Annotated in this window: 23 protein-coding genes and 1 rRNA gene (1 of these 24 only partly in view); 3 read left to right on the plus strand and 21 right to left on the minus strand. The window is 43.9% G+C overall.

Features of this window, described 5'->3' with window-relative positions; genetic code table 11:
- The 19 genes from QSH61_RS17480 to QSH61_RS17570 form a co-directional block, all read right to left on the minus strand.
- Window positions 1-312: ribosomal RNA gene (locus QSH61_RS17480) — 16S ribosomal RNA — on the minus strand; it reaches 1,221 nt to the left of the window's first position.
- Between the two features lie 972 nt (window positions 313-1,284).
- The gene (gene rplQ, locus QSH61_RS17485; RefSeq protein ID WP_010606804.1) at window positions 1,285-1,683 is read right to left on the minus strand and encodes a 50S ribosomal protein L17; all 399 of its coding nucleotides are present in this window, start codon (window positions 1,681-1,683) and stop codon (window positions 1,285-1,287) included.
- Between the two features lie 39 nt (window positions 1,684-1,722).
- Window positions 1,723-2,709, minus strand: a complete 987-nt coding sequence (locus QSH61_RS17490; RefSeq protein WP_010378288.1) for a DNA-directed RNA polymerase subunit alpha — start codon at window positions 2,707-2,709, stop codon at window positions 1,723-1,725.
- Between the two features lie 24 nt (window positions 2,710-2,733).
- A complete protein-coding gene (gene rpsD, locus QSH61_RS17495; RefSeq protein ID WP_010378286.1) occupies window positions 2,734-3,354 on the minus strand; it encodes a 30S ribosomal protein S4 in 621 nt (206 codons plus the stop codon).
- Between the two features lie 21 nt (window positions 3,355-3,375).
- Window positions 3,376-3,762: a 30S ribosomal protein S11 gene (gene rpsK, locus QSH61_RS17500; protein WP_010378285.1), complete on the minus strand. Its 387-nt coding sequence runs from the start codon at window positions 3,760-3,762 to the stop codon at window positions 3,376-3,378.
- A gap of 13 nt (window positions 3,763-3,775) precedes the next feature.
- The gene (gene rpsM, locus QSH61_RS17505) at window positions 3,776-4,132 is read right to left on the minus strand and encodes a 30S ribosomal protein S13 (RefSeq protein WP_010378282.1); all 357 of its coding nucleotides are present in this window, start codon (window positions 4,130-4,132) and stop codon (window positions 3,776-3,778) included.
- Between the two features lie 131 nt (window positions 4,133-4,263).
- On the minus strand, window positions 4,264-4,377 hold the full coding sequence (gene rpmJ, locus QSH61_RS17510; protein ID WP_002959476.1) for a 50S ribosomal protein L36: 114 nt from the start codon (window positions 4,375-4,377) through the stop codon (window positions 4,264-4,266).
- 22 nt (window positions 4,378-4,399) lie between these two features.
- Window positions 4,400-5,728, minus strand: a complete 1,329-nt coding sequence (gene secY, locus QSH61_RS17515) for a preprotein translocase subunit SecY (RefSeq protein WP_010606805.1) — start codon at window positions 5,726-5,728, stop codon at window positions 4,400-4,402.
- Between the two features lie 11 nt (window positions 5,729-5,739).
- Window positions 5,740-6,174 (minus strand): 50S ribosomal protein L15, encoded by a 435-nt coding sequence (gene rplO, locus QSH61_RS17520; protein ID WP_010378278.1) that lies wholly within the window; start codon window positions 6,172-6,174, stop codon window positions 5,740-5,742.
- 4 nt (window positions 6,175-6,178) lie between these two features.
- Window positions 6,179-6,358 (minus strand): 50S ribosomal protein L30, encoded by a 180-nt coding sequence (rpmD, locus tag QSH61_RS17525; RefSeq protein ID WP_010378276.1) that lies wholly within the window; start codon window positions 6,356-6,358, stop codon window positions 6,179-6,181.
- A 6-nt stretch (window positions 6,359-6,364) separates the two neighbouring features.
- The gene (rpsE, locus tag QSH61_RS17530; RefSeq protein ID WP_010606806.1) at window positions 6,365-6,871 is read right to left on the minus strand and encodes a 30S ribosomal protein S5; all 507 of its coding nucleotides are present in this window, start codon (window positions 6,869-6,871) and stop codon (window positions 6,365-6,367) included.
- Window positions 6,872-6,880: 9 nt separating this feature from the next.
- Complete coding sequence (rplR, locus tag QSH61_RS17535; protein ID WP_010378271.1) at window positions 6,881-7,231, minus strand: 50S ribosomal protein L18; 351 nt, start codon at window positions 7,229-7,231, stop codon at window positions 6,881-6,883.
- 9 nt (window positions 7,232-7,240) lie between these two features.
- A complete protein-coding gene (gene rplF / locus QSH61_RS17540; RefSeq protein ID WP_010378268.1) occupies window positions 7,241-7,771 on the minus strand; it encodes a 50S ribosomal protein L6 in 531 nt (176 codons plus the stop codon).
- A 13-nt stretch (window positions 7,772-7,784) separates the two neighbouring features.
- The gene (gene rpsH, locus QSH61_RS17545) at window positions 7,785-8,177 is read right to left on the minus strand and encodes a 30S ribosomal protein S8 (RefSeq protein ID WP_206471182.1); all 393 of its coding nucleotides are present in this window, start codon (window positions 8,175-8,177) and stop codon (window positions 7,785-7,787) included.
- Window positions 8,178-8,197: 20 nt separating this feature from the next.
- On the minus strand, window positions 8,198-8,503 hold the full coding sequence (gene rpsN / locus QSH61_RS17550) for a 30S ribosomal protein S14 (protein ID WP_010378264.1): 306 nt from the start codon (window positions 8,501-8,503) through the stop codon (window positions 8,198-8,200).
- Window positions 8,504-8,513: 10 nt separating this feature from the next.
- The gene (gene rplE / locus QSH61_RS17555) at window positions 8,514-9,053 is read right to left on the minus strand and encodes a 50S ribosomal protein L5 (RefSeq protein WP_010378262.1); all 540 of its coding nucleotides are present in this window, start codon (window positions 9,051-9,053) and stop codon (window positions 8,514-8,516) included.
- Between the two features lie 15 nt (window positions 9,054-9,068).
- On the minus strand, window positions 9,069-9,383 hold the full coding sequence (gene rplX, locus QSH61_RS17560; protein ID WP_010378260.1) for a 50S ribosomal protein L24: 315 nt from the start codon (window positions 9,381-9,383) through the stop codon (window positions 9,069-9,071).
- A 10-nt stretch (window positions 9,384-9,393) separates the two neighbouring features.
- Window positions 9,394-9,762 carry a 50S ribosomal protein L14 gene (gene rplN / locus QSH61_RS17565; protein WP_010378257.1) on the minus strand — a complete coding sequence of 123 codons (369 nt, stop codon included), beginning with the start codon at window positions 9,760-9,762 and terminating at the stop codon, window positions 9,394-9,396.
- Between the two features lie 413 nt (window positions 9,763-10,175).
- A complete protein-coding gene (locus tag QSH61_RS17570) occupies window positions 10,176-11,015 on the minus strand; it encodes a polysaccharide deacetylase family protein (RefSeq protein ID WP_206471183.1) in 840 nt (279 codons plus the stop codon).
- A 167-nt stretch (window positions 11,016-11,182) separates the two neighbouring features.
- Between QSH61_RS17570 and QSH61_RS17575 the strand changes: the two genes are divergently transcribed.
- Complete coding sequence (locus tag QSH61_RS17575) at window positions 11,183-13,735, plus strand: serine/threonine-protein kinase (protein WP_206471184.1); 2,553 nt, start codon at window positions 11,183-11,185, stop codon at window positions 13,733-13,735.
- Here the strand turns inward: QSH61_RS17575 and QSH61_RS17580 are convergent.
- Together QSH61_RS17580 and QSH61_RS17585 are read right to left on the minus strand one after the other, a co-directional pair.
- Window positions 13,732-14,196, minus strand: coding sequence for a DP-EP family protein (locus QSH61_RS17580; protein WP_206471185.1), 465 nt, complete (start codon window positions 14,194-14,196; stop codon window positions 13,732-13,734). The genes QSH61_RS17575 and QSH61_RS17580 overlap by 4 nt on opposite strands.
- 239 nt (window positions 14,197-14,435) lie before the next feature.
- Window positions 14,436-16,379: an AsmA family protein gene (locus tag QSH61_RS17585; RefSeq protein ID WP_174170286.1), complete on the minus strand. Its 1,944-nt coding sequence runs from the start codon at window positions 16,377-16,379 to the stop codon at window positions 14,436-14,438.
- Window positions 16,380-16,578: 199 nt separating this feature from the next.
- Between QSH61_RS17585 and QSH61_RS17590 the strand changes: the two genes are divergently transcribed.
- The gene (locus QSH61_RS17590; protein WP_206471186.1) at window positions 16,579-17,745 is read left to right on the plus strand and encodes a hypothetical protein; all 1,167 of its coding nucleotides are present in this window, start codon (window positions 16,579-16,581) and stop codon (window positions 17,743-17,745) included.
- A gap of 269 nt (window positions 17,746-18,014) precedes the next feature.
- Window positions 18,015-18,686 carry a TorF family putative porin gene (locus QSH61_RS17595; protein ID WP_206471187.1) on the plus strand — a complete coding sequence of 224 codons (672 nt, stop codon included), beginning with the start codon at window positions 18,015-18,017 and terminating at the stop codon, window positions 18,684-18,686.
- The last annotated feature ends 4 nt before the right edge of the window (window positions 18,687-18,690 follow it).

An 18,690-nucleotide genomic window follows, 5' to 3' on the forward strand; every position in this document is an offset into this window, starting at 1 on the left:
TCCAGTGTGGCTGATCATCCTCTCAAACCAGCTAGGGATCGTCGCCTTGGTGAGCCTTTACCTCACCAACTAGCTAATCCCACTTGGGCCAATCTAAAGGCGAGAGCCGAAGCCCCCTTTGGTCCGTAGACATTATGCGGTATTAGCCATCGTTTCCAATGGTTGTCCCCCACCTCAAGGCATGTTCCCAAGCATTACTCACCCGTCCGCCGCTCGTCATCTTCTAGCAAGCTAGAAATGTTACCGCTCGACTTGCATGTGTTAGGCCTGCCGCCAGCGTTCAATCTGAGCCATGATCAAACTCTTCAATTAAAAGTTTTTTCGAAACCTAAGCTTCGTGCTCATTGAATTCTGATTGTTTGTTTCTACTTTTCAAAAAAGTAAAATCAAAACGAATTGACTATATAGTCACTCAGTTACAATTGAGACTCTAAATTTGTTTGCGTCATCTAGCGAACTAGAATCTGCTGTTAGAACTCAACCTGTACGAGTGCCCACACAGATGATTGCTTCATATTTTTAAAGAACGTTTCGAAACATTTCGTTGTTTCGAGGGATGTGCATTCTAAGCATTCCCAACTTTTTGTCAACACTTAATTTTGAATTTCTTGAGAAGAAGTTTCGAACTTAAGTTTTATTTGACGCTAACTCGTTGCTGCTTTGCTTTTCAGCGTAGCGCCCCGTGTCAGTGGGGTCGCATTATAGGGCGATCCGATTTTAGTGCAACCCTTTTTTTAAAGAAAATTGCAAAAAATAGATCGCTCGAGCAAAAAAAAGCCGAAACGTTCATTTTTAACACGTTAATAAGGCATATTAGGCTTTCTAAAGGCGACTTTTCTAGTTTAATTAACACAATTTTCGAATCTACAAATATGTAAGAGAGGTGTGTCTACTATAGATAGCACTTTTTAGTATGGACTTGGTGAACACTATCTATAAAACAAACCGGCCTAAACTGAATCTATTCAGTTTAGGCTGAGGGAATTGAGATAACTCCTAAAAACTACTGTTGTAGAAGATGAATAGCTGTAAGCCCTCTTTTATTTTATCAACTGGACCAAGTTCAATTTTTATGTTGATTAGAGCAGAATACATTGTCGGTAATGTATGAGTTAGCAGTTGCAGGTTCTTCAATTGCTAACTTTATAAATGAAGCTAATAAGAATAGTGACCAAAAGATATGAGAGAGCGTTTAGTTATTATAAACAGGCGCAAAAGTCTTAAGGGATATAAAAAGAAAAAGCCGAGCTATGCTCGGCTTTTTTGTGTCTTTAAAAAGACTAATTACTCTGCAGACTGCGCGTCTTCTTGAACTTCTTCTGTCGCTGGGCGATCTAGTAGTTCAATATAAGCCATTGGCGCATTGTCACCTGTACGGAAGCCACACTTAAGAATACGAGTGTAACCACCTGGACGATCCGCGAAACGTGGACCGATCTCAGAGAACAATTTACCAACTACTTCTTTATCACGCGTGCGAGCAAACGCTAAACGACGGTTTGCTACGCTGTCAGTCTTAGCCAGTGTGATTAAAGGTTCAATTACACGGCGCAGCTCTTTTGCTTTAGGCAAAGTAGTTTTGATGATTTCGTGCTTCACCAAAGAACCAGCCATGTTGCTAAACATCGCTTTGCGATGGCTGCTGTTACGGTTTAATTGACGACCACTCTTACGATGGCGCATGACCCTATCCTTCTAACTAAACTAATATAGTAACTTAGATTACTCAGCTAGACTTGCAGGTGGCCAGTTTTCTAGGCGCATACCTAGAGATAGACCACGTGAAGCTAGCACGTCTTTAATTTCAGTTAGAGACTTCTTACCAAGGTTTGGTGTTTTCAGAAGCTCAACTTCAGTACGCTGTACTAAGTCACCGATATATTGAATTTGCTCGGCTTTCAGACAGTTTGCAGAACGTACAGTTAGTTCTAAGTCATCAACTGGACGAAGTAGAATCGGATCGAACTCCGGCTTCTCTTCTTTCTCTTCTGGCTCAGAAACATCACGTAGGTCTACGAATGCATCTAACTGCTCAGCAAGGATAGTTGACGCACGGCGGATCGCTTCTTCAGGATCTAAAGTGCCGTTCGTTTCCATATCGATGATTAGTTTATCTAAGTCTGTACGCTGCTCAACACGAGCTGACTCAACCGAGTACGCAATACGCTCAACCGGGCTGAATGATGCATCTAGCAACAAACGGCCGATTGGACGCTCATCGTCATCAGAGGATAAACGACTAGACGCCGGTACATAACCGCGACCACGCTCAACACGAATGCGCATGCTGATTTCGCTATTGTCAGCAGTTAAGTGACAAATGACATGCTCAGGGTTGGCGATAGTCACATCTCCGTCGTGCTGGATATCAGCCGCAGTCACAGGGCCTACACCAGACTTAGTCAGGGTAAGGAAAACTTCATCTTTACCTTCTAGAGATACCGCTAGACCTTTAAGGTTTAACAGAATTTCAATGATGTCTTCTTGTACGCCTTCTTTCGCACTGTACTCGTGCAATACGCCGTCAATTTCAACTTCTGTCACAGCACAACCAGGCATAGATGAAAGAAGTATACGACGTAGAGCATTACCTAGTGTGTGGCCAAAACCACGCTCTAGAGGCTCTAAAACTACTTTAGAACGCGTTGAGCTTACAGCGTCGATATCGACTAATCTTGGTTTTAGGAATTCGGTTACAGAACCCTGCATTTTATCCTCTCTTAACTCTTAACTTTACTTCGAGTAAAGTTCGACGATTAGTTGTTCGTTAATGTCCGCAGACAGATCAGAACGCTCTGGTAGACGCTTGAAAGTGCCTTCCATTTTCTTACCGTCAACTTCAATCCAAGTTGGCTTTTCACGTTGCTCAGCCAACTCTAGAGCAGCGATGATACGCGCTTGCTTTTTAGACTTCTCGCGAATTACTACTACATCTTCAGGAGTAACTACGAAAGAAGGGATATTAACAACACGACCATTAACCATAACCGCTTTGTGGCTTACTAGCTGACGCGCTTCAGCACGTGTGCTTGCAAAACCCATGCGATATACAACATTGTCTAGACGTTGCTCTAGAAGCTGTAACAAGTTTTCACCTGTGTTACCTTTAAGGCGAGCAGCTTCTTTGTAGTAGTTACGGAATTGCTTTTCTAGTACACCGTAGATACGACGAACTTTTTGCTTTTCACGTAGCTGTAAACCGTAATCAGATAGACGACCTTTACGTGCGCCGTGCTGACCAGGTGCTGTTTCTAGTTTACACTTAGAGTCAATTGCTCTTACGCCGCTTTTAAGGAACAGGTCAGTACCTTCACGACGACTCAGCTTGAGCTTAGGGCCCAAATATCTTGCCATGTTCTTTCTCCTAACCTATTGTTATACGCGACGTTTCTTCGGTGGACGACAACCATTGTGTGGAATTGGCGTCACGTCAGTGATGTTAGTGATACGGTAACCAGCAGCATTCAATGCACGAACAGCAGACTCACGGCCTGGACCTGGACCTTTGATGAATACTTCTAGGTTCTTAAGACCGTACTCTTGTGCAGCAACACCTGCACGCTCCGCAGCAACCTGTGCAGCGAATGGAGTAGACTTACGAGAACCACGGAAACCTGAACCACCCGCAGTCGCCCAAGAAAGAGCATTACCTTGACGGTCAGTGATGGTCACAATCGTGTTGTTGAAAGATGCATGAACGTGAGCCATGCCGTCAACAACCTGCTTTTTGACCTTTTTACGACGAATTGGTGCTTTTGCCATAACTTACCCCACCTTATTTCTTGATAGGCTTGCGAGGACCCTTACGAGTACGCGCGTTAGTCTTAGTACGCTGACCACGTAGTGGTAGCGAACGACGGTGACGTAAGCCACGGAAACAACCAAGGTCCATAAGACGCTTGATGTTTAGTGTAACTTCACGACGAAGATCACCTTCAACAGTGTACTTGCCAACTTCTTCACGAAGGATGTCAAGTGTTTCGTCATTTAACTCGCCGATTTTAGTAGTTTCAGCGATACCTGTCGCAGCTAAGATCGCCTTAGCGCGAGTTTTACCTACACCATAGATGCTTGTTAAACCGATAACAGCATGCTTATGATCAGGAACGTTAATGCCTGCGATACGGGCCACTAACATATCTCCTATAAATAAACTTGATTATCATCTTGCTGGAAAGCCCGTATAGGATACCCAACCGACATTCAAGTTTTACCAAAGAAACAGGCTAAGTAAAGTTACTCAGCCTGCACGACTTAATTTGCTTAGCCTTGCCTTTGCTTGTGCTTTGGCTCACTGCAGATCACACGTACAACACCTGCACGCTTGATTACTTTGCAGTTACGGCAAATTTTCTTAACGGAAGCACGTACTTTCATTACTCAACTCCGTAAACTGACCTTAACGGCCGTAGCCTTTAAGGTTCGCTTTTTTCAGCACAGAATCATATTGATGTGACATCATATGAGTCTGTACTTGTGCCATAAAGTCCATGATGACAACAACGATAATCAGAATCGATGTACCGCCGAAGTAGAATGGCGTTTGCCATGCCATAGTCATAAACTCGGGCACCAGACAGATAAAGGTTATATACAAAGCACCTGCCAATGTCAGGCGTGTCATCACTTTATCAATGTATTTAGATGTCTGCTCACCTGGACGAATGCCTGGAATAAAAGCGCCAGATTTTTTCAGGTTATCTGCTGTCTCACGCGGGTTAAACACCAACGCAGTGTAGAAGAAGCAGAAGAAGATAATAGCCGCAGCTAATACCATCGCATACAGTGGTTGACCTGGAGTCAATACTGCTGAGATAGCTTGTAGCACATCAGCGACCGGACCTTCACCTTGGCCAAACCAGCTTGCTATTGTACCAGGGAACAAAATGATACTGCTAGCAAAGATTGGTGGAATAACACCCGCCATGTTAACTTTTAGTGGTAAGTGCGTGCTTTGAGCAGCAAATACCTGACGACCTTGTTGACGCTTCGCATAGTTTACAACGATACGACGTTGACCACGTTCGAAGAACACAACTAGGTAAGTTACGGCGAATACGATTACCGCAATCAATAACAATGCTAAAATATGCAGATCACCTTGGCGCGCCATTTCTGCTGTCGAACCAATTGCAGACGGCAGGTTAGCTACAATACCAACAAATATTAGAACTGAGATACCGTTACCGATACCACGCTCAGTGATTTGTTCGCCCAACCACATAAGGAACATAGTTCCCGTGACTAAGCTCACTACAGCTGTGAAATAAAAGCCGAAGCCTGGATTCACAACTAGGCCTTCCATCATGTTAGGTAGACCAGTAGCGATACCTATCGATTGGAATGTAGCAAGCACAAGCGTACCATAACGCGTATACTGGCTGATTTTCTTACGCCCTTGCTCACCTTCTTTCTTAAGCTCTATCATCGCAGGATGTATGTGCGTTAATAGCTGCATAATAATCGAAGCCGAGATGTACGGCATAATACCTAGCGCCAATACCGATGCACGCTCAAGCGCACCACCGCTGAACATGTTGAACATCTCAACAATGGTGCCCTTTTGTTGCTCGAAGAATTCGGCAAGTACAGCGGCGTCAATCCCAGGGATTGGCACAAAAGAGCCCAGACGGTAAATAATGATAGCACCCAATACGAATAGTAATCGGCGCTTCAGTTCCGCAAGCCCACTTTGTGCACTTTGCATATCTTGACCTGGTTTAGCCATAGCGTACTTCCTTAGTCTTCTACCTTGCCTCCGGCAGCTTCGATAGCTTCGCGTGCACCTTTAGACACTTTCATGCCTTTAACAGTAACAGCGCGTGAAACTTCGCCAGATTTTACAACTTTTACGAACTGGATGTTCTTTTTAACGATACCAGCTGCCTGTAACGCGTTTAGATCTACCACATCGCCTTCAACTTTAGCGATTTCGAATAGATTCACTTCTTTAGACACAAGAGACTTGCGTGAAGTGAAACCAAACTTAGGTAGACGACGTTGCATAGGCATTTGACCGCCTTCGAAACCAACGCGTACTTTACCGCCAGAGCGTGACTTTTGACCTTTGTGACCACGGCCACCAGTCTTACCAAGACCAGAACCGATACCACGGCCAAGACGCTTACCAGCTGTTTTTGAACCTGCAGCAGGTGAAAGTGTATTCAAGTTCATCGAATTACCCCTCAACCTTAACCATGTAAGAAACTTGGTTGATCATACCGCGAACTGCTGGCGTATCTTCTAGCTCAACAGTGTGGTTGATACGACGTAAACCAAGGCCACGTAATGTAGCTTTATGCTTCGGTAAACGACCGATTGAGCTACGTACTTGAGTTACTTTTACTGTGTTTGCCATGGTGTCTTACCCCAAGATTTCGTCAACGCTAAGACCACGCTTCGCAGCAATACCTTCTGGAGAATTCATATTCTCTAGCGCTGCGATAGTTGCGCGAACGATGTTGATCGGGTTAGTTGAACCGTATGCTTTAGATAGTACGTTCTGTACGCCAGTTACTTCTAGTACTGCACGCATCGCACCACCTGCAATGATACCTGTACCTTCAGATGCAGGCTGCATGTAAACTTTAGAACCCGCGTGGCGACCCTTGATTGGGTGCTGTAGCGTGTTACCTTTAAGTTCAACTGTGATCATGTTACGACGTGCTTTTTCCATTGCTTTTTGAATAGCAGCAGGAACTTCACGTGCTTTACCATAACCAAAACCTACTTTACCAGCGCCATCACCAACTACTGTTAGTGCAGTGAAGCTAAAGATACGACCACCTTTAACCACTTTAGACACACGGTTTACCGCGATTAGCTTTTCAGCCAATTCAGGCTGTTGTGCTTTTGCTTCTACGTTAGCCATTGTCTACTCCTAGAATTGCAGACCGGCTTCGCGCGCAGCATCAGCTAGCGCCTTCACACGGCCGTGATATTTAAAGCCACTGCGATCAAAAGCGATTTTTTCAACGCCTTTGTCAGCTACGCGCTCAGCGATTGCTTTACCAACTGCTTGAGCCGCTTCGATGTTGCCTGTGCCTTTAACTGTTTCAACAATTGCTTTTTCAACAGTAGAAGCAGCAGCCAGTACATTACCCTCAGCATTGATTACTTGAGCGTAAATGTGACGTGGCGTGCGGTGGATAACAAGACGTGTTGTGCCTTGTTCGATAATATTTCTACGAGTGCGCTTAGCACGACGTAGACGAGCTGTTTTCTTATCCATCGTCTTACCTTACTTCTTCTTAGCCTCTTTACGACGCACGTGCTCATCAGCGTAACGTACACCTTTACCTTTATAAGGCTCTGGTTCACGGTATGAGCGGATGTTAGCAGCTGTTTGACCAACTAACTGCTTGTCTGCGCCTTTAACAACAATTTCAGTCTGGCTTGGAGCTTCGATAGTGATACCTGTTGGGATCTCGAAGTTCACTGGGTGAGAAAAGCCAAGGGTTAAATCTAATGAATTGCCCTTAACTGCCGCACGGTAACCAACACCTACTAGCTGTAGTTTCTTCTCATAACCATCGTTAACACCAACAATCATGTTGTTGATTAGCGCACGTGCAGTACCAGCTTGAGCCCAAGCATTAGCAACTTCACGAGGAGCTGTAGTGATAACGTTGTCGTTTAGTGAAACTTCAACCGCATCGTTGATTGTGCGAGTTAATTCACCGTTCTTGCCTTTAACTTTGATGTCCTGGCCGTTAATTGTAACTTCAACACCGGCAGGAACATTGATTGGAGCCTTCGCTATACGAGACATAGTTCCCCTCCGATTAAGCTACAAAGCCAATGATTTCACCACCAACGCCAGCGGTACGCGCAGCGCGGTCTGTCATCAGGCCTTTAGAAGTTGATACGATAGCGATACCTAGACCACCCATTACCTTAGGTAATTCGTCACGTCTCTTATAGATACGTAGACCAGGGCGGCTAACACGCTGGATGTTTTCGATTACAGCTTTGCCTTCGAAGTACTTAAGTTCGATAGTCAATTCTGCTTTTACGTCACCAGATACTACGAAGTCAGTGATATAACCTTCGTCTTTAAGTACCTTAGCTACAGCTACTTTCAGCTTTGAAGTTGGCATTGAAACAGATACCTTCTTCGCAGACTGACCGTTACGGATACGTGTGAACAAATCCGCAATTGGATCTTGCAAGCTCATGTCTTACTCCCGTGATTCTATTACCAACTAGCCTTTTTAAGGCCAGGAATTTCACCGCGCATCGCTGCTTCGCGAACTTTAATACGGCTTAAGCCGAACTTGCGAAGGTAACCATGAGGGCGGCCCGTGATGTTACAACGATTACGTTGACGTGAAGGGCTAGAATCGCGTGGTAAAGACTGTAGCTTTAACACTGCATCCCAACGCTCATCATCAGATGCATTAACATCGCTGATGATAGCTTTTAACGCAGCACGCTTTTCAGCATACTGAGTAACTAATTTAGCACGTTTTACGTCACGTGCTTTCATTGAATTCTTTGCCATAACCCTACCCTTACTTTTTGAATGGGAAGTTGAACGCTTCTAACAACGCACGGCCTTCGTCATCTGTTTTCGCAGAAGTAGTGATTGTGATATCCATACCGCGAACGCGGTCTACTTTATCATAATCGATTTCTGGGAAGATGATTTGTTCACGTACGCCCATAGAGTAGTTACCGCGACCGTCAAAAGACTTTGCGCTAACACCGCGGAAGTCACGAATACGTGGCATCGCGATAGAGACTAAACGCTCTAGGAAATCCCACATACGCTCGCCGCGTAGGGTTACTTTACAGCCAATTGGGTAACCTTCACGGATCTTAAAGCCAGCAACTGATTTGCGTGCTTTCGTCACTAGAGGCTTCTGACCAGAGATTGATTCTAGGTCTGCTACTGCGTTTTCTAGAATTTTCTTGTCAGCTAGGGCTTCGCCCACACCCATGTTAAGTGTGATCTTTTCGATCTGAGGGACTTGCATGACAGAGCTGTAACCGAACTTCTCTTGAAGCTCTTTTACCACTTTGTCTTTGTACACTTCATGCAGTTTCGCCATCGTCTACTCCAACTATTAAATAGTTTTACCGGTAGACTTGAAGAAACGGACTTTTTTACCGTCTTCAAATCTAAAACCTACACGATCCGCTTTGCCAGTTTCGGCATTGAAAATCGCTACGTTTGATACGTCGACTGACGCTTCTTTCTCAACAACACCGCCAGCTTGCTGTAGTTGTGGTACAGGCTTCTGGTGTTTCTTGATGATGTTAACGCCTTCAACAAATACTCGGCCAGTTTCAGTAACAACTGAAAGCACTTTACCGCGCTTACCTTTGTCTTTACCGGCTAGTACGATTACTTCGTCATCACGACGGATTTTTGCTGCCATGATCGACTCCTTATAGTACTTCTGGTGCTAGTGAAACGATCTTCATGAACTTTTCAGTACGAAGTTCACGAGTCACAGGGCCGAAGATACGAGTACCAATAGGCTGTAAGTTATCATTTAAGATAACAGCCGCATTGCTATCGAAACGGATTAAAGAGCCGTCTGGACGACGTACGCCTTTTTTAGTACGCACTACTACTGCGTTTTTAACATCACCTTTCTTCACTTTGCCGCGAGGAATCGCTTCTTTAACAGAAACTTTAATGATGTCGCCAACCGCTGCGTAGCGACGGTGCGAACCACCAAGGACTTTTATACACTGCACTTTGCGAGCGCCGCTGTTATCAGCAACGTCCAGCTGAGTTTGCATTTGGATCATCTTAATGACCTCCGGTGTAGTTACAACTCGCCTAGATTTCGTTCAAAATCAAGGCATTTAGGTTAAATTCCACTCAAAAAACTGTGATTATGTCTTTCAAGGGCGGGCAATTGTATCAGCAATGTCGCATCAAAGATAGTTCAATTTTTAATTAATTTAACGCGTTAACATGACGTACCGATTACAGTTTGAGGATATGGCGGCAAGCAATCGAGAATTCAACCACTTGCGCAAATATTAAACAAAGTTTACAGCGGAAATTTTATTTCGATTATTGTTTAGACATATCGCTTAGTAGGCTGTGAACAAGAGTTTCTCATCCTTTTCTCACAAACAAGCTCAAGCTTTGAGCAAACAGCTATATGGAGCGACGAGAGAATTTTAGAAATCGTCAAGTCGAGATAAATCTCGACCTACGGCTCTCTTTTACTTTTTATGTAATCACCCACATTGCTTACGGTGTCTAACCAATAACCGTTTTTAGGGTCCTGTAAGTAAGGAATAAGCTGGTCTAACATTTTGGTATCGACGGTGTACATGCCTTTTTCGCCCACCTCATGTCCAGCAAGAATTATCCAACTGTTATTTGCCCTAAGGTGCTCCAGTAACCCTTTTAGCTCTTCAAAACTAACACCGTCCATTCTCACTCCAGTGAGCTGCGCAAAGTCAGTATAAGTTGGGTGGTTAGCGGTTTCATCTAACCACGTGCGGCCACTGTCAAAATGCTTCGCAATCATCGGCACATAACTTTTTACTTCAGCGCCGCGACCAACAAAGGTATTACCACAAGGATATGCAAAGCTTCTGGGGGTTACGCCTAAATGCTTTTCAATATATTTTGTGGTGCTTACTACATCGCGTTCTATGTAGGCCAAATCAACCTGTTCGAGTCCTTTGTCCTTTTCCCTCAGCCAAGCAAAGTTGCCCGTACATAAGTGTTCACTGGTGTGATTACCTATTTCATGCCCCTGCTTCACAGCGGCTTGCCACAATGCGAGCTTTTCCTTCACCTGTGGTGGCATAACATAAAATGTGCCTTTCACCTTATGGCGATTGAGTAGCGGCACTCCCACATCAACTTGACTTGGTCTTGCATCATCAAACGTAAGGCTTATTGCGTTACGAGCGTTATTGGGGTAACTAAAGGTTTGTTTGTTATCTGCCGCTATACTAGAAGTATTCACGAGCAGAGCGCTTGCCATCATGGCGGCCAAACTGAAGTGAGAAACTAAATTAGAAGATAGCTTTGCCATTTGCTTTTCCTTATTGTTGTTTATCCTTATAACCTACATGCGGCTGTGAGTATGACAAAGTGTTAAATTTTCAACTTGTTATTTGCGACTAAGCCCAACGCAAATGGTACTAATTTAGTATTTTTAGCGATACACTAACCCCAATAATAAAAGAGAAAGACAGCGCTGTGTTGAAGTTAGAAGAATACTATCAGGACGTGATCTTGCTCGCCGAAGGCGGAATGAGCAAAGTGTACCTTGCTACCGACAAAAAATTAGGCCGCCGAGTGGCGGTAAAGGTGATGTCACTAACTCAGCACACGCAATCAGATGCACTCAACGAAGCCCGCCTGTTAGCGCGTTTCAACCATCCAAATATAGTACAAATTTATGATGTCTTTGAAAGCGATGGGCAAATGGCTTTGGAAATGGAATATGTGCAAGGTGCAACTTTACAGCACTACACAAAAACACACGTATTAACTACCGAGCAAAAAGTAGAGCTACTAAGCCATATTGCCGATGGCCTGGCCTCAGCTCATGGCCAGAACATTCTTCATTTAGACTTAAAACCTGGCAATATACTGGTGAATGAACAGAGCATAGCCAAAATTGCCGACTTTGGTATTTCACAATTAGAAGACAACCAAGCCTCTCGTCCACATACCAGTTACGGTAGTCTCACAGCAATGTCACCAGAGCAACTTCGTGATGAAACGCTAGACAGTCGCAGTGACTTATTCTCATTTGGGCTAATAGCTTATCAATTGTTAGCAGGACATCATCCTTATTTCGAACAAGCTGACGATGGTAGTGACAAGTCTATTGCTGAACAGATCAAGTTCCAGCCATTAAAAGCCAGCGCTAAACGTATTTTAGATATTCCCCCTGCACTGGCACAGCTTATTGATCGCTTATTGCAATACGACAAAAACGCTCGTCCAAGCAGCGCGAATGAAGTCAGTCAGCAGCTAAAGCAAATTTTACAAACCTTTAGCTACGATAACAGCGAAGCGACAGTCTCACTTGAACAAATAGAGCTACGAGATAGAGCCAGAGAGAGAGCCAAAGTACGTAAAAAGCAACTAGGTATTGCAGCACTTTTCACCTTTTTAGTGTGCTTAGCCGTTGGTGGGTACTGGTATTGGCAGGAAACCAAACCCAAGATCTATATTGCAGCGCTACCGATAAAATTCACTAACTCTTTTCAACTACTTGAAGCGCATCAACAAAACATCGAGCTAGCAATTAACGACGCACTTAAACAACATTTTTTAAGTAATAATGATTACGTTTTCATTTCAGACAGTGAAGTAGATCAAACACAAAAATTTATTGGTGTTGACGCACCATTAAAAGCATTGGGGCGAGCGTTAAATAGTAATGAGCTTATTACGATAAAACTAGACTGTAATATTCAAAGCTGTGACATCGTTATCGACTTAGTTGATGCGTCTAATGGAGCCTTAATTAATAGTGCGCGAACGATGACGTCGAGTGAAAACTACAGCCATGTTTTTGCTATTACAGCCTCGGCCCTCACTTCATTAACCGGGCGCTCAACTGATTTAGCCACTAGTAATAAAACATTACTGAATAACTACGCCACACTGCATGATGCTAGCTTAGAAAAAAGGGCTGACCGCGCTGCGATATTAAAAGAGTTAACAACGCTGATTGATACTGCACCGGACTTCCTGCCGCTGTATTCACTTTACTCTGAACTCGCGCCGCAGTTATATAGAGATAGTTCGAATGACCAAGTACTTCAAAACTGGGAACAAGTATTACAGCAAGCCCCCAAGAGATTAAAAGGAAGTACAATTATTCAAGGGTCCTATCTCAAGTTTTATGCTCTTGTAAAAGACAAGAGCCATGCCAAAGAAACCTTTTTAGCAATTCAGAATTCAGCCAAGGACGAGTATCAAAAGCATGCACTTATCAGCATCTACTATCATTTAATAAACGATTACGCTTCGGCACTTCATCACACTGAGCTTGCCTATGAACTTAGGCCAACCTTAAAAGTCATCCGCAATGCAGCCTTGTTCAATATGAAGCTTGGCCAATATGAAGAAGCCTTGCCGTACTTACGAGCAGCCAGCCACTACGGCCCTGATAACCTGAAAACACTAAAGGCCATTGCCGATATCTCTCTTCTACTTGGCAAGCTACATGACGCAAACAAATCTTATCAAGCTCTAGTTAAGCGCTCATATACAAGTACGGCTACCTTTAATAATTATGCCATTGTATTGATGTTATTAGGTGACTTAGAGCGGGCACTCGAGTTTGCTGAACGAGCAACTCAATTGGCGCCCAGTAATGTAGAAATCTTGCTTAACTACGCAGACATATACTCACTAATGGGCGAGAAGGCGAAAGCCAGTGAAGTGTATCTGCAAATTTTAGCCAGTGATCCAGCAAGCCAAGTTGAAGTCGTGCGCATCCAAGCTCTAGCACACCTAGATAGGCATCAAGAGGCATTAATAGCAATTGATGAATATTTGGCTGAGTATCCCGATTCAGCTGAAGCTTTTTACGTAAAATCGCTAATTCAAACGCTGATAGAAGAAAAGTATTCCGCGATGGCTTCACTGAAAAAAAGCATTGATTTAGGCTGGAGCCCGTCTTTTTATCGCCTGTCATGGTTCAAGACACTATGTCACTCACCATCACTTGAATTAAGAATTGGCACAGAACACTTTACCTATCTGTGCCAAGTGCAAATTACGAATTAACCTGGAATATCTGGGTCGTCAATAATCACCCTTGGATCTTGAGAAAAATAACGCACGACACCATTTGCGGAATTGCATTGAGCAACAAGTCTGAACTCAATATTCGAGTTGTTATTCTCTACGAGTGTAACAACCCTCGCATCAGGGTTAGCTGAAAGCGCTTCGATATCATCTTCACTTAGCGTATTCACAACATTCAATGCTTCAATCTTCACCTCAACCGTTAACTCATCTTTTAATGTGCTTGTAAGGTTATAATTGAAATTGTCTTGCGCTTCGGTAAAAAAAGTACCGTTTTCAGCAAAGCTCCAGCCAGCTTCATCAGTAACGAGCTTATAAGTTAGAACAGCGCTTTCACCCTGAGCTAATTTAAGTTCAACTGGTTTATCGTCATTTGAAAATATCCAGTTACCCTCAGCTTTTGGCGTCACCGTGTATTCGAGTAAAATAGGTGTACTCATTCTTTTATCCTTCGTTTGTTTATAGAGCTATTCGCATCTATCTAAGCACATGAATAGCAGTAATTCTATTACAGCTGGTTACAGTTTATAGGCATAAGTCATCATAAGCTCACTATAACTGCATATAGATAATTAACTCGCGATAAATATAGAACAAGGGCTACCATCGGCAAGCCCTTGTTTAGCTGAAATTGATTTAAAACAAACAGATGAGCTGTTTATTGAAGCGTCATAAAGATCTATCCACCAAACAAACCTTTAAGTTTGTCTTTTACCTTATCCTTAACCTTGTCTTTGGCTTTGTCTTTTGCCGCTTCTTTTAGGTCTAAGCTAGTTTCAACTTTGTGGAATGGACCTTTGATCCGCACCGGAATTTTAAAACCGGTACTGTCATCGCTGCTGGCTTGCCCTTCAATGGTATCAACAATTCCAGTCACCACACGATAATCAACTAAAGTTTGTGGTAAATCAACGGTGCCCTTGCCTGTCACTCGTAGTAACGGGCTTGCCAACGAGAAGTCATCGTTTTGACCTACGCCTTTGGTAAAGACAAAGGTGCCAGTCATGGCTGAGAAGTCGGTTTTTTGATCTGGGTCGAAATTAGCATTGAGTCCTTGCGATACCGAAGAGAAATCGCCTTTGAGCATCTCTTTGCCCTTACGGATCATCTCAGCAAGGTTTGCGCCTTTTACGCCACCATCTTTGAACTCAAAACCTAATTTACCACCAAGGGCATTCACAAATTGCTTTTGACTGACACCTTGTGTGTTTAACGCCCAATTAAGACTACCTTTACCCAATACTTTGTCAAAGCCAATGGCATCAGTCAGTAGTGGCTCGGCATTAATTGCCGTTAACGCAAAGTCAGTACTGATGGCATAAGGTTTTGCTGCTGCATTTACAACGACCTTACCTTTACCCTGACCTTCATAGGCTTGGAATTTATCTAGGCTCAGTGTTGCCTTACCTGAGTTAAGTACTAGACTGATTTGGTTTTCGCCAAGCTTAATTTCTCTCGCACGTAGCCCTGTAGAGGTGATCTTCACATTCGCATTGAGGCTATTAAGTGCTGACAAATCAATTGCAGTGTCATCCCACACGATAGGCTGTGCTGGTGCGCCTTCTGGCTCAGTTTGCGTTTGTGGCTTTTCCACAGGTTCTGGTAAATACGGGTTAAGATCTAACATGCCAAGGTCAACACTCGCGGTAATATCAGGCTTACCTGAGAGGGTGACTTTACTTTGACCTTTTATTACCAATTCGTCCAAGGTTGCCTCTAAGGTATTGAGAGTAAAGACTTGCCCTTGCATCGTCATTTTGGCGTTTAGGCCAAAGTCGTTGAACGCATTTTCTTTGGCTTTTAGATCAACGCCCTGCCACTTAGCTAGCGCTTTTACCGAGTCGCCAGACAAGGCTAATTGACCGCGAATGGTTTTACCTTGCTCTGCAATTTCACCTTTATAGTCAAGGTTGAACAGCGCTGATTTTACTTGTTGTTCAACATTAAAGGTTTCACCTTCGATCGCCTTTGCTGGATTATCGAGTGTAGTAACTAGGTTAAAAGTTTGACCTTGAAAAGTCAGCTTGCCGTCGACTTCTAGTGGTTGGTACAGTGACGATAACATCACGCTAATGTCTAAATCAGTTACCTGATATTCAGCGCCTGTCACACCGTCAAGATAAGTCACCGAGCCACCATAAATCGCCACTTCGCCAAGGCTAACATCTAAGCCTTCTGGTAACTGCATATTACCTTTTGAGCTGGTTTGCGCCGTTGTCGTGTTTTCTGCACTGGTGGGTAGCAACTGCCAGTTAGCATTACCTTGTTTGTCGGTTTCTAGAATAATTTTAGGATTATTGATCACAAAGCGCTCAAGCTTAGCTTCACCAGACAACGCACTTAACCACGGAATATGCACGGCAAGTTGCTCCATAGCGAACATATCTGGGCGACTGCCCGTTGCCATGTTGGCAAATCGCACTTGGTTTAACTCAATGTGCAACGTTGGGAAAATACCGATGTCAGAGTCGCCATCGATCGACAGTTTTCTACCTGTCACTGACTCAACCTGTGACGTGACTTGGTCAATAATTGCCTGTTTAGGGATTAAAAACGGGGCTGCGATAACAAGAATAATAATAAGCGCGACAATGGCGCCTACGATTTTAACTAGCCGGTTCATTGCTTTTCCTTCGTAAGGCTTGGTTCTCTTTATGATAACGGCTGTAGTCGAATATACCATGAATAAAGGCAAATAATTTGTACTGAGCGATTGCAACCTTTTGACTAATCGGTATGATCCTCGCCCTTGCCAGTTTTTAGCGTCATTAGCTATATTTTACTGGTTGGTTTATTAATCAAACTTGGAGTATCTAACCCGCATGAAGAAACTGCTCATATCACCGTCAAACATGGCCTTGGGCGAACAAGAAAGTCAGATTTATCAAAATATCCTCAAACAGGCCACGGAGATCAGCCTTAATCTGATGGCGGTTAAGGTGGAAAATCACCCTGAAGATTTTCTTGGTTGGTGTTATGAACTGCTTGATGTGGCGAAAAATCGTATCAATTTTGATTTACTGGATGACCATCAATTACCCACAGTGAAAAAGCTACAAGATCTGCTCATCGCAGCGATTAGCTTTTTACAACTCAAAACGTTACGCATTGCGCCTTGGCCTATGGTGGCTGCATTTATTGCCAGTCACAAAGAAGTGATTGCACTAGATGAGCAATTAAAACTGATTGAATACCTTAAACCAATGCGCAGCACTCCACTTAAAGACATGATCAAAGAAGATCGCCTCGCCTTTAGCGGTAAGCATGCTGCAAATTTAGATACCAGCGTGTATCAGTTTGACGTAGAGTGGTTTGCCTCCACCAAAAGTGCAAAAGGCTTTCACCAGTTATTAGACGACCTTCCGGGTGCTTTTGATGAAGCGCTAGCCGCAATCCCGGCAGAAGGTGACGTGACGCTCGAACATTATCAGTCATTTATGGTCGGGTATTTAAGTGCCTTTGCTGGCAGCGAGGAAAAGCCAACGCTTGCACCAGCTACTCGCCTATTAGCAATGCGTCGCCCTGATGTGTTCACTCCAATAACCTCGAGCAAGCTTGACGCTTTGTGCCAAGCGCTTGGTGTTGCTAAACTTAACAATCGCGATTTTGAGCGTTACTGGACCGATGTCGTCAGCACCATTAAAGCAATGCCATGGTATACGATGGCCGCTCCCGTGGATGAGTTTGAAACGCAACTTGCTGAAATTAAAGCGCTGCTACCATGCCTGTTTTATTACGCGGATAAAGACACCACCACTAACTCCAATTACTTTAAGCTACTGCATAAGCCTAAGCGCAGCGGCAGCAGTGGTGGCAAAAAGACCGTACGCCGCGGTAAAGAGTCAGCTGAAGTGTTAGTCGACCGCGCACTCGCGGATGAGTCTATTCCAGAGCATATTCGCACCAAACGTGACTCGATAGTCGCTGAAGTGGAAAAAGGCCGCAGTGTTGATGAAACCATCAGCCTAATGCGCACCATCTTTGGATAACTAACCTAAACTTCAATAACGGCTAGCGCAATCCATAGCTTGCATTAATATCGTGCAAGCTGTGGTACTTTGCACCAGCTACGTGCAACATTTATGCAAATCACTCTGTCCTATTTTCGAAAATCAGAAATTAATTTCCAATATTTTTAATAACATAGAATAAATTCCCCACTATTTCCTGACATTGGCCTCCCCCTTGCACTTACTCTTTACAGAAAATGCAATGACAACAACCGAATAATAACTCTGCGTTCAATGGGGAAAACAGAATGAAAAACAAACCTTTGCTTATGCTACTCGGCGGCCTGACTGCGTGCTTTTGTGTCTCTGCTCAGGCGGAAGTGACCGCGAATATTGCGGCAAGCTCAAATTATTACTGGCGTGGTATCACCCAGACTGATGACGGCGCAGCGGTGTCTGGCGGCTTGGATTATAGCAATGAGTCTGGGTTTTATGCGGGCACTTGGGTCTCTAACATCGACTTTGGCGACTCCGCCAGTTACGAAATGGATCTGTACGCGGGTTACGCTGGCGAAATCAAGGGCATGAGTTTTGATTTCGGTTATATCCACTACGCCTATCCCGATGCCAGTGGAGATATTGATTTTGGCGAGATTTACGCCGCGCTTGGCTGGCAATACTTTACGTTTAAACTCAGCCACCTAGCCACAGCGCAAAGCGACTCAAGCACAGAAGAAGACATGCTATATGCCGAAGTGTCGGCCTGCTTCCCCATTTTTAAAGACAGTGAATTAACTCTACATATTGGTCGCTCCAGCGGAGACACAGTGCTTGAGTGGACAGGTGAAGACGACGCTTATATGGATTACGGGGTGAGTTTATCTACGCAAGGCTTTACCTTTGGATTAGTAAAAACCGACCTAGACAGTAATGACGATATCAAAGCATATGTAAGTTATGGATTAGATTTTAATCTGTGATGAC

The sequence above is a fragment of the Pseudoalteromonas sp. JC3 genome, assembly GCF_030291895.1.
Taxonomy (GTDB): Bacteria; Pseudomonadota; Gammaproteobacteria; order Enterobacterales; family Alteromonadaceae; genus Pseudoalteromonas.

What these genes read in the sequence shown, in the direction of transcription:
- rplQ (WP_010606804.1), bottom strand. Translation starts at nt 1,683, where the DNA reads ATGCGCCATCGTAAGAGTGGTCGTCAATTAAACCGTAACAGCAGCCAT.
- QSH61_RS17490 (WP_010378288.1), bottom strand. Translation starts at nt 2,709, where the DNA reads ATGCAGGGTTCTGTAACCGAATTCCTAAAACCAAGATTAGTCGATATC.
- rpsD (WP_010378286.1), bottom strand. Translation starts at nt 3,354, where the DNA reads ATGGCAAGATATTTGGGCCCTAAGCTCAAGCTGAGTCGTCGTGAAGGT.
- rpsK (WP_010378285.1), bottom strand. Translation starts at nt 3,762, where the DNA reads ATGGCAAAAGCACCAATTCGTCGTAAAAAGGTCAAAAAGCAGGTTGTT.
- rpmJ (WP_002959476.1), bottom strand. Translation starts at nt 4,377, where the DNA reads ATGAAAGTACGTGCTTCCGTTAAGAAAATTTGCCGTAACTGCAAAGTA.
- secY (WP_010606805.1), bottom strand. Translation starts at nt 5,728, where the DNA reads ATGGCTAAACCAGGTCAAGATATGCAAAGTGCACAAAGTGGGCTTGCG.
- rplO (WP_010378278.1), bottom strand. Translation starts at nt 6,174, where the DNA reads ATGAACTTGAATACACTTTCACCTGCTGCAGGTTCAAAAACAGCTGGT.
- rpmD (WP_010378276.1), bottom strand. Translation starts at nt 6,358, where the DNA reads ATGGCAAACACAGTAAAAGTAACTCAAGTACGTAGCTCAATCGGTCGT.
- rpsE (WP_010606806.1), bottom strand. Translation starts at nt 6,871, where the DNA reads ATGGCTAACGTAGAAGCAAAAGCACAACAGCCTGAATTGGCTGAAAAG.
- rplR (WP_010378271.1), bottom strand. Translation starts at nt 7,231, where the DNA reads ATGGATAAGAAAACAGCTCGTCTACGTCGTGCTAAGCGCACTCGTAGA.
- rplF (WP_010378268.1), bottom strand. Translation starts at nt 7,771, where the DNA reads ATGTCTCGTATAGCGAAGGCTCCAATCAATGTTCCTGCCGGTGTTGAA.
- rpsH (WP_206471182.1), bottom strand. Translation starts at nt 8,177, where the DNA reads ATGAGCTTGCAAGATCCAATTGCGGATTTGTTCACACGTATCCGTAAC.
- rpsN (WP_010378264.1), bottom strand. Translation starts at nt 8,503, where the DNA reads ATGGCAAAGAATTCAATGAAAGCACGTGACGTAAAACGTGCTAAATTA.
- rplE (WP_010378262.1), bottom strand. Translation starts at nt 9,053, where the DNA reads ATGGCGAAACTGCATGAAGTGTACAAAGACAAAGTGGTAAAAGAGCTT.
- rplX (WP_010378260.1), bottom strand. Translation starts at nt 9,383, where the DNA reads ATGGCAGCAAAAATCCGTCGTGATGACGAAGTAATCGTACTAGCCGGT.
- rplN (WP_010378257.1), bottom strand. Translation starts at nt 9,762, where the DNA reads ATGATCCAAATGCAAACTCAGCTGGACGTTGCTGATAACAGCGGCGCT.
- QSH61_RS17570 (WP_206471183.1), bottom strand. Translation starts at nt 11,015, where the DNA reads ATGGCAAAGCTATCTTCTAATTTAGTTTCTCACTTCAGTTTGGCCGCC.
- QSH61_RS17580 (WP_206471185.1), bottom strand. Translation starts at nt 14,196, where the DNA reads ATGAGTACACCTATTTTACTCGAATACACGGTGACGCCAAAAGCTGAG.
- QSH61_RS17585 (WP_174170286.1), bottom strand. Translation starts at nt 16,379, where the DNA reads ATGAACCGGCTAGTTAAAATCGTAGGCGCCATTGTCGCGCTTATTATT.
- QSH61_RS17590 (WP_206471186.1), top strand. Translation starts at nt 16,579, where the DNA reads ATGAAGAAACTGCTCATATCACCGTCAAACATGGCCTTGGGCGAACAA.
- QSH61_RS17595 (WP_206471187.1), top strand. Translation starts at nt 18,015, where the DNA reads ATGAAAAACAAACCTTTGCTTATGCTACTCGGCGGCCTGACTGCGTGC.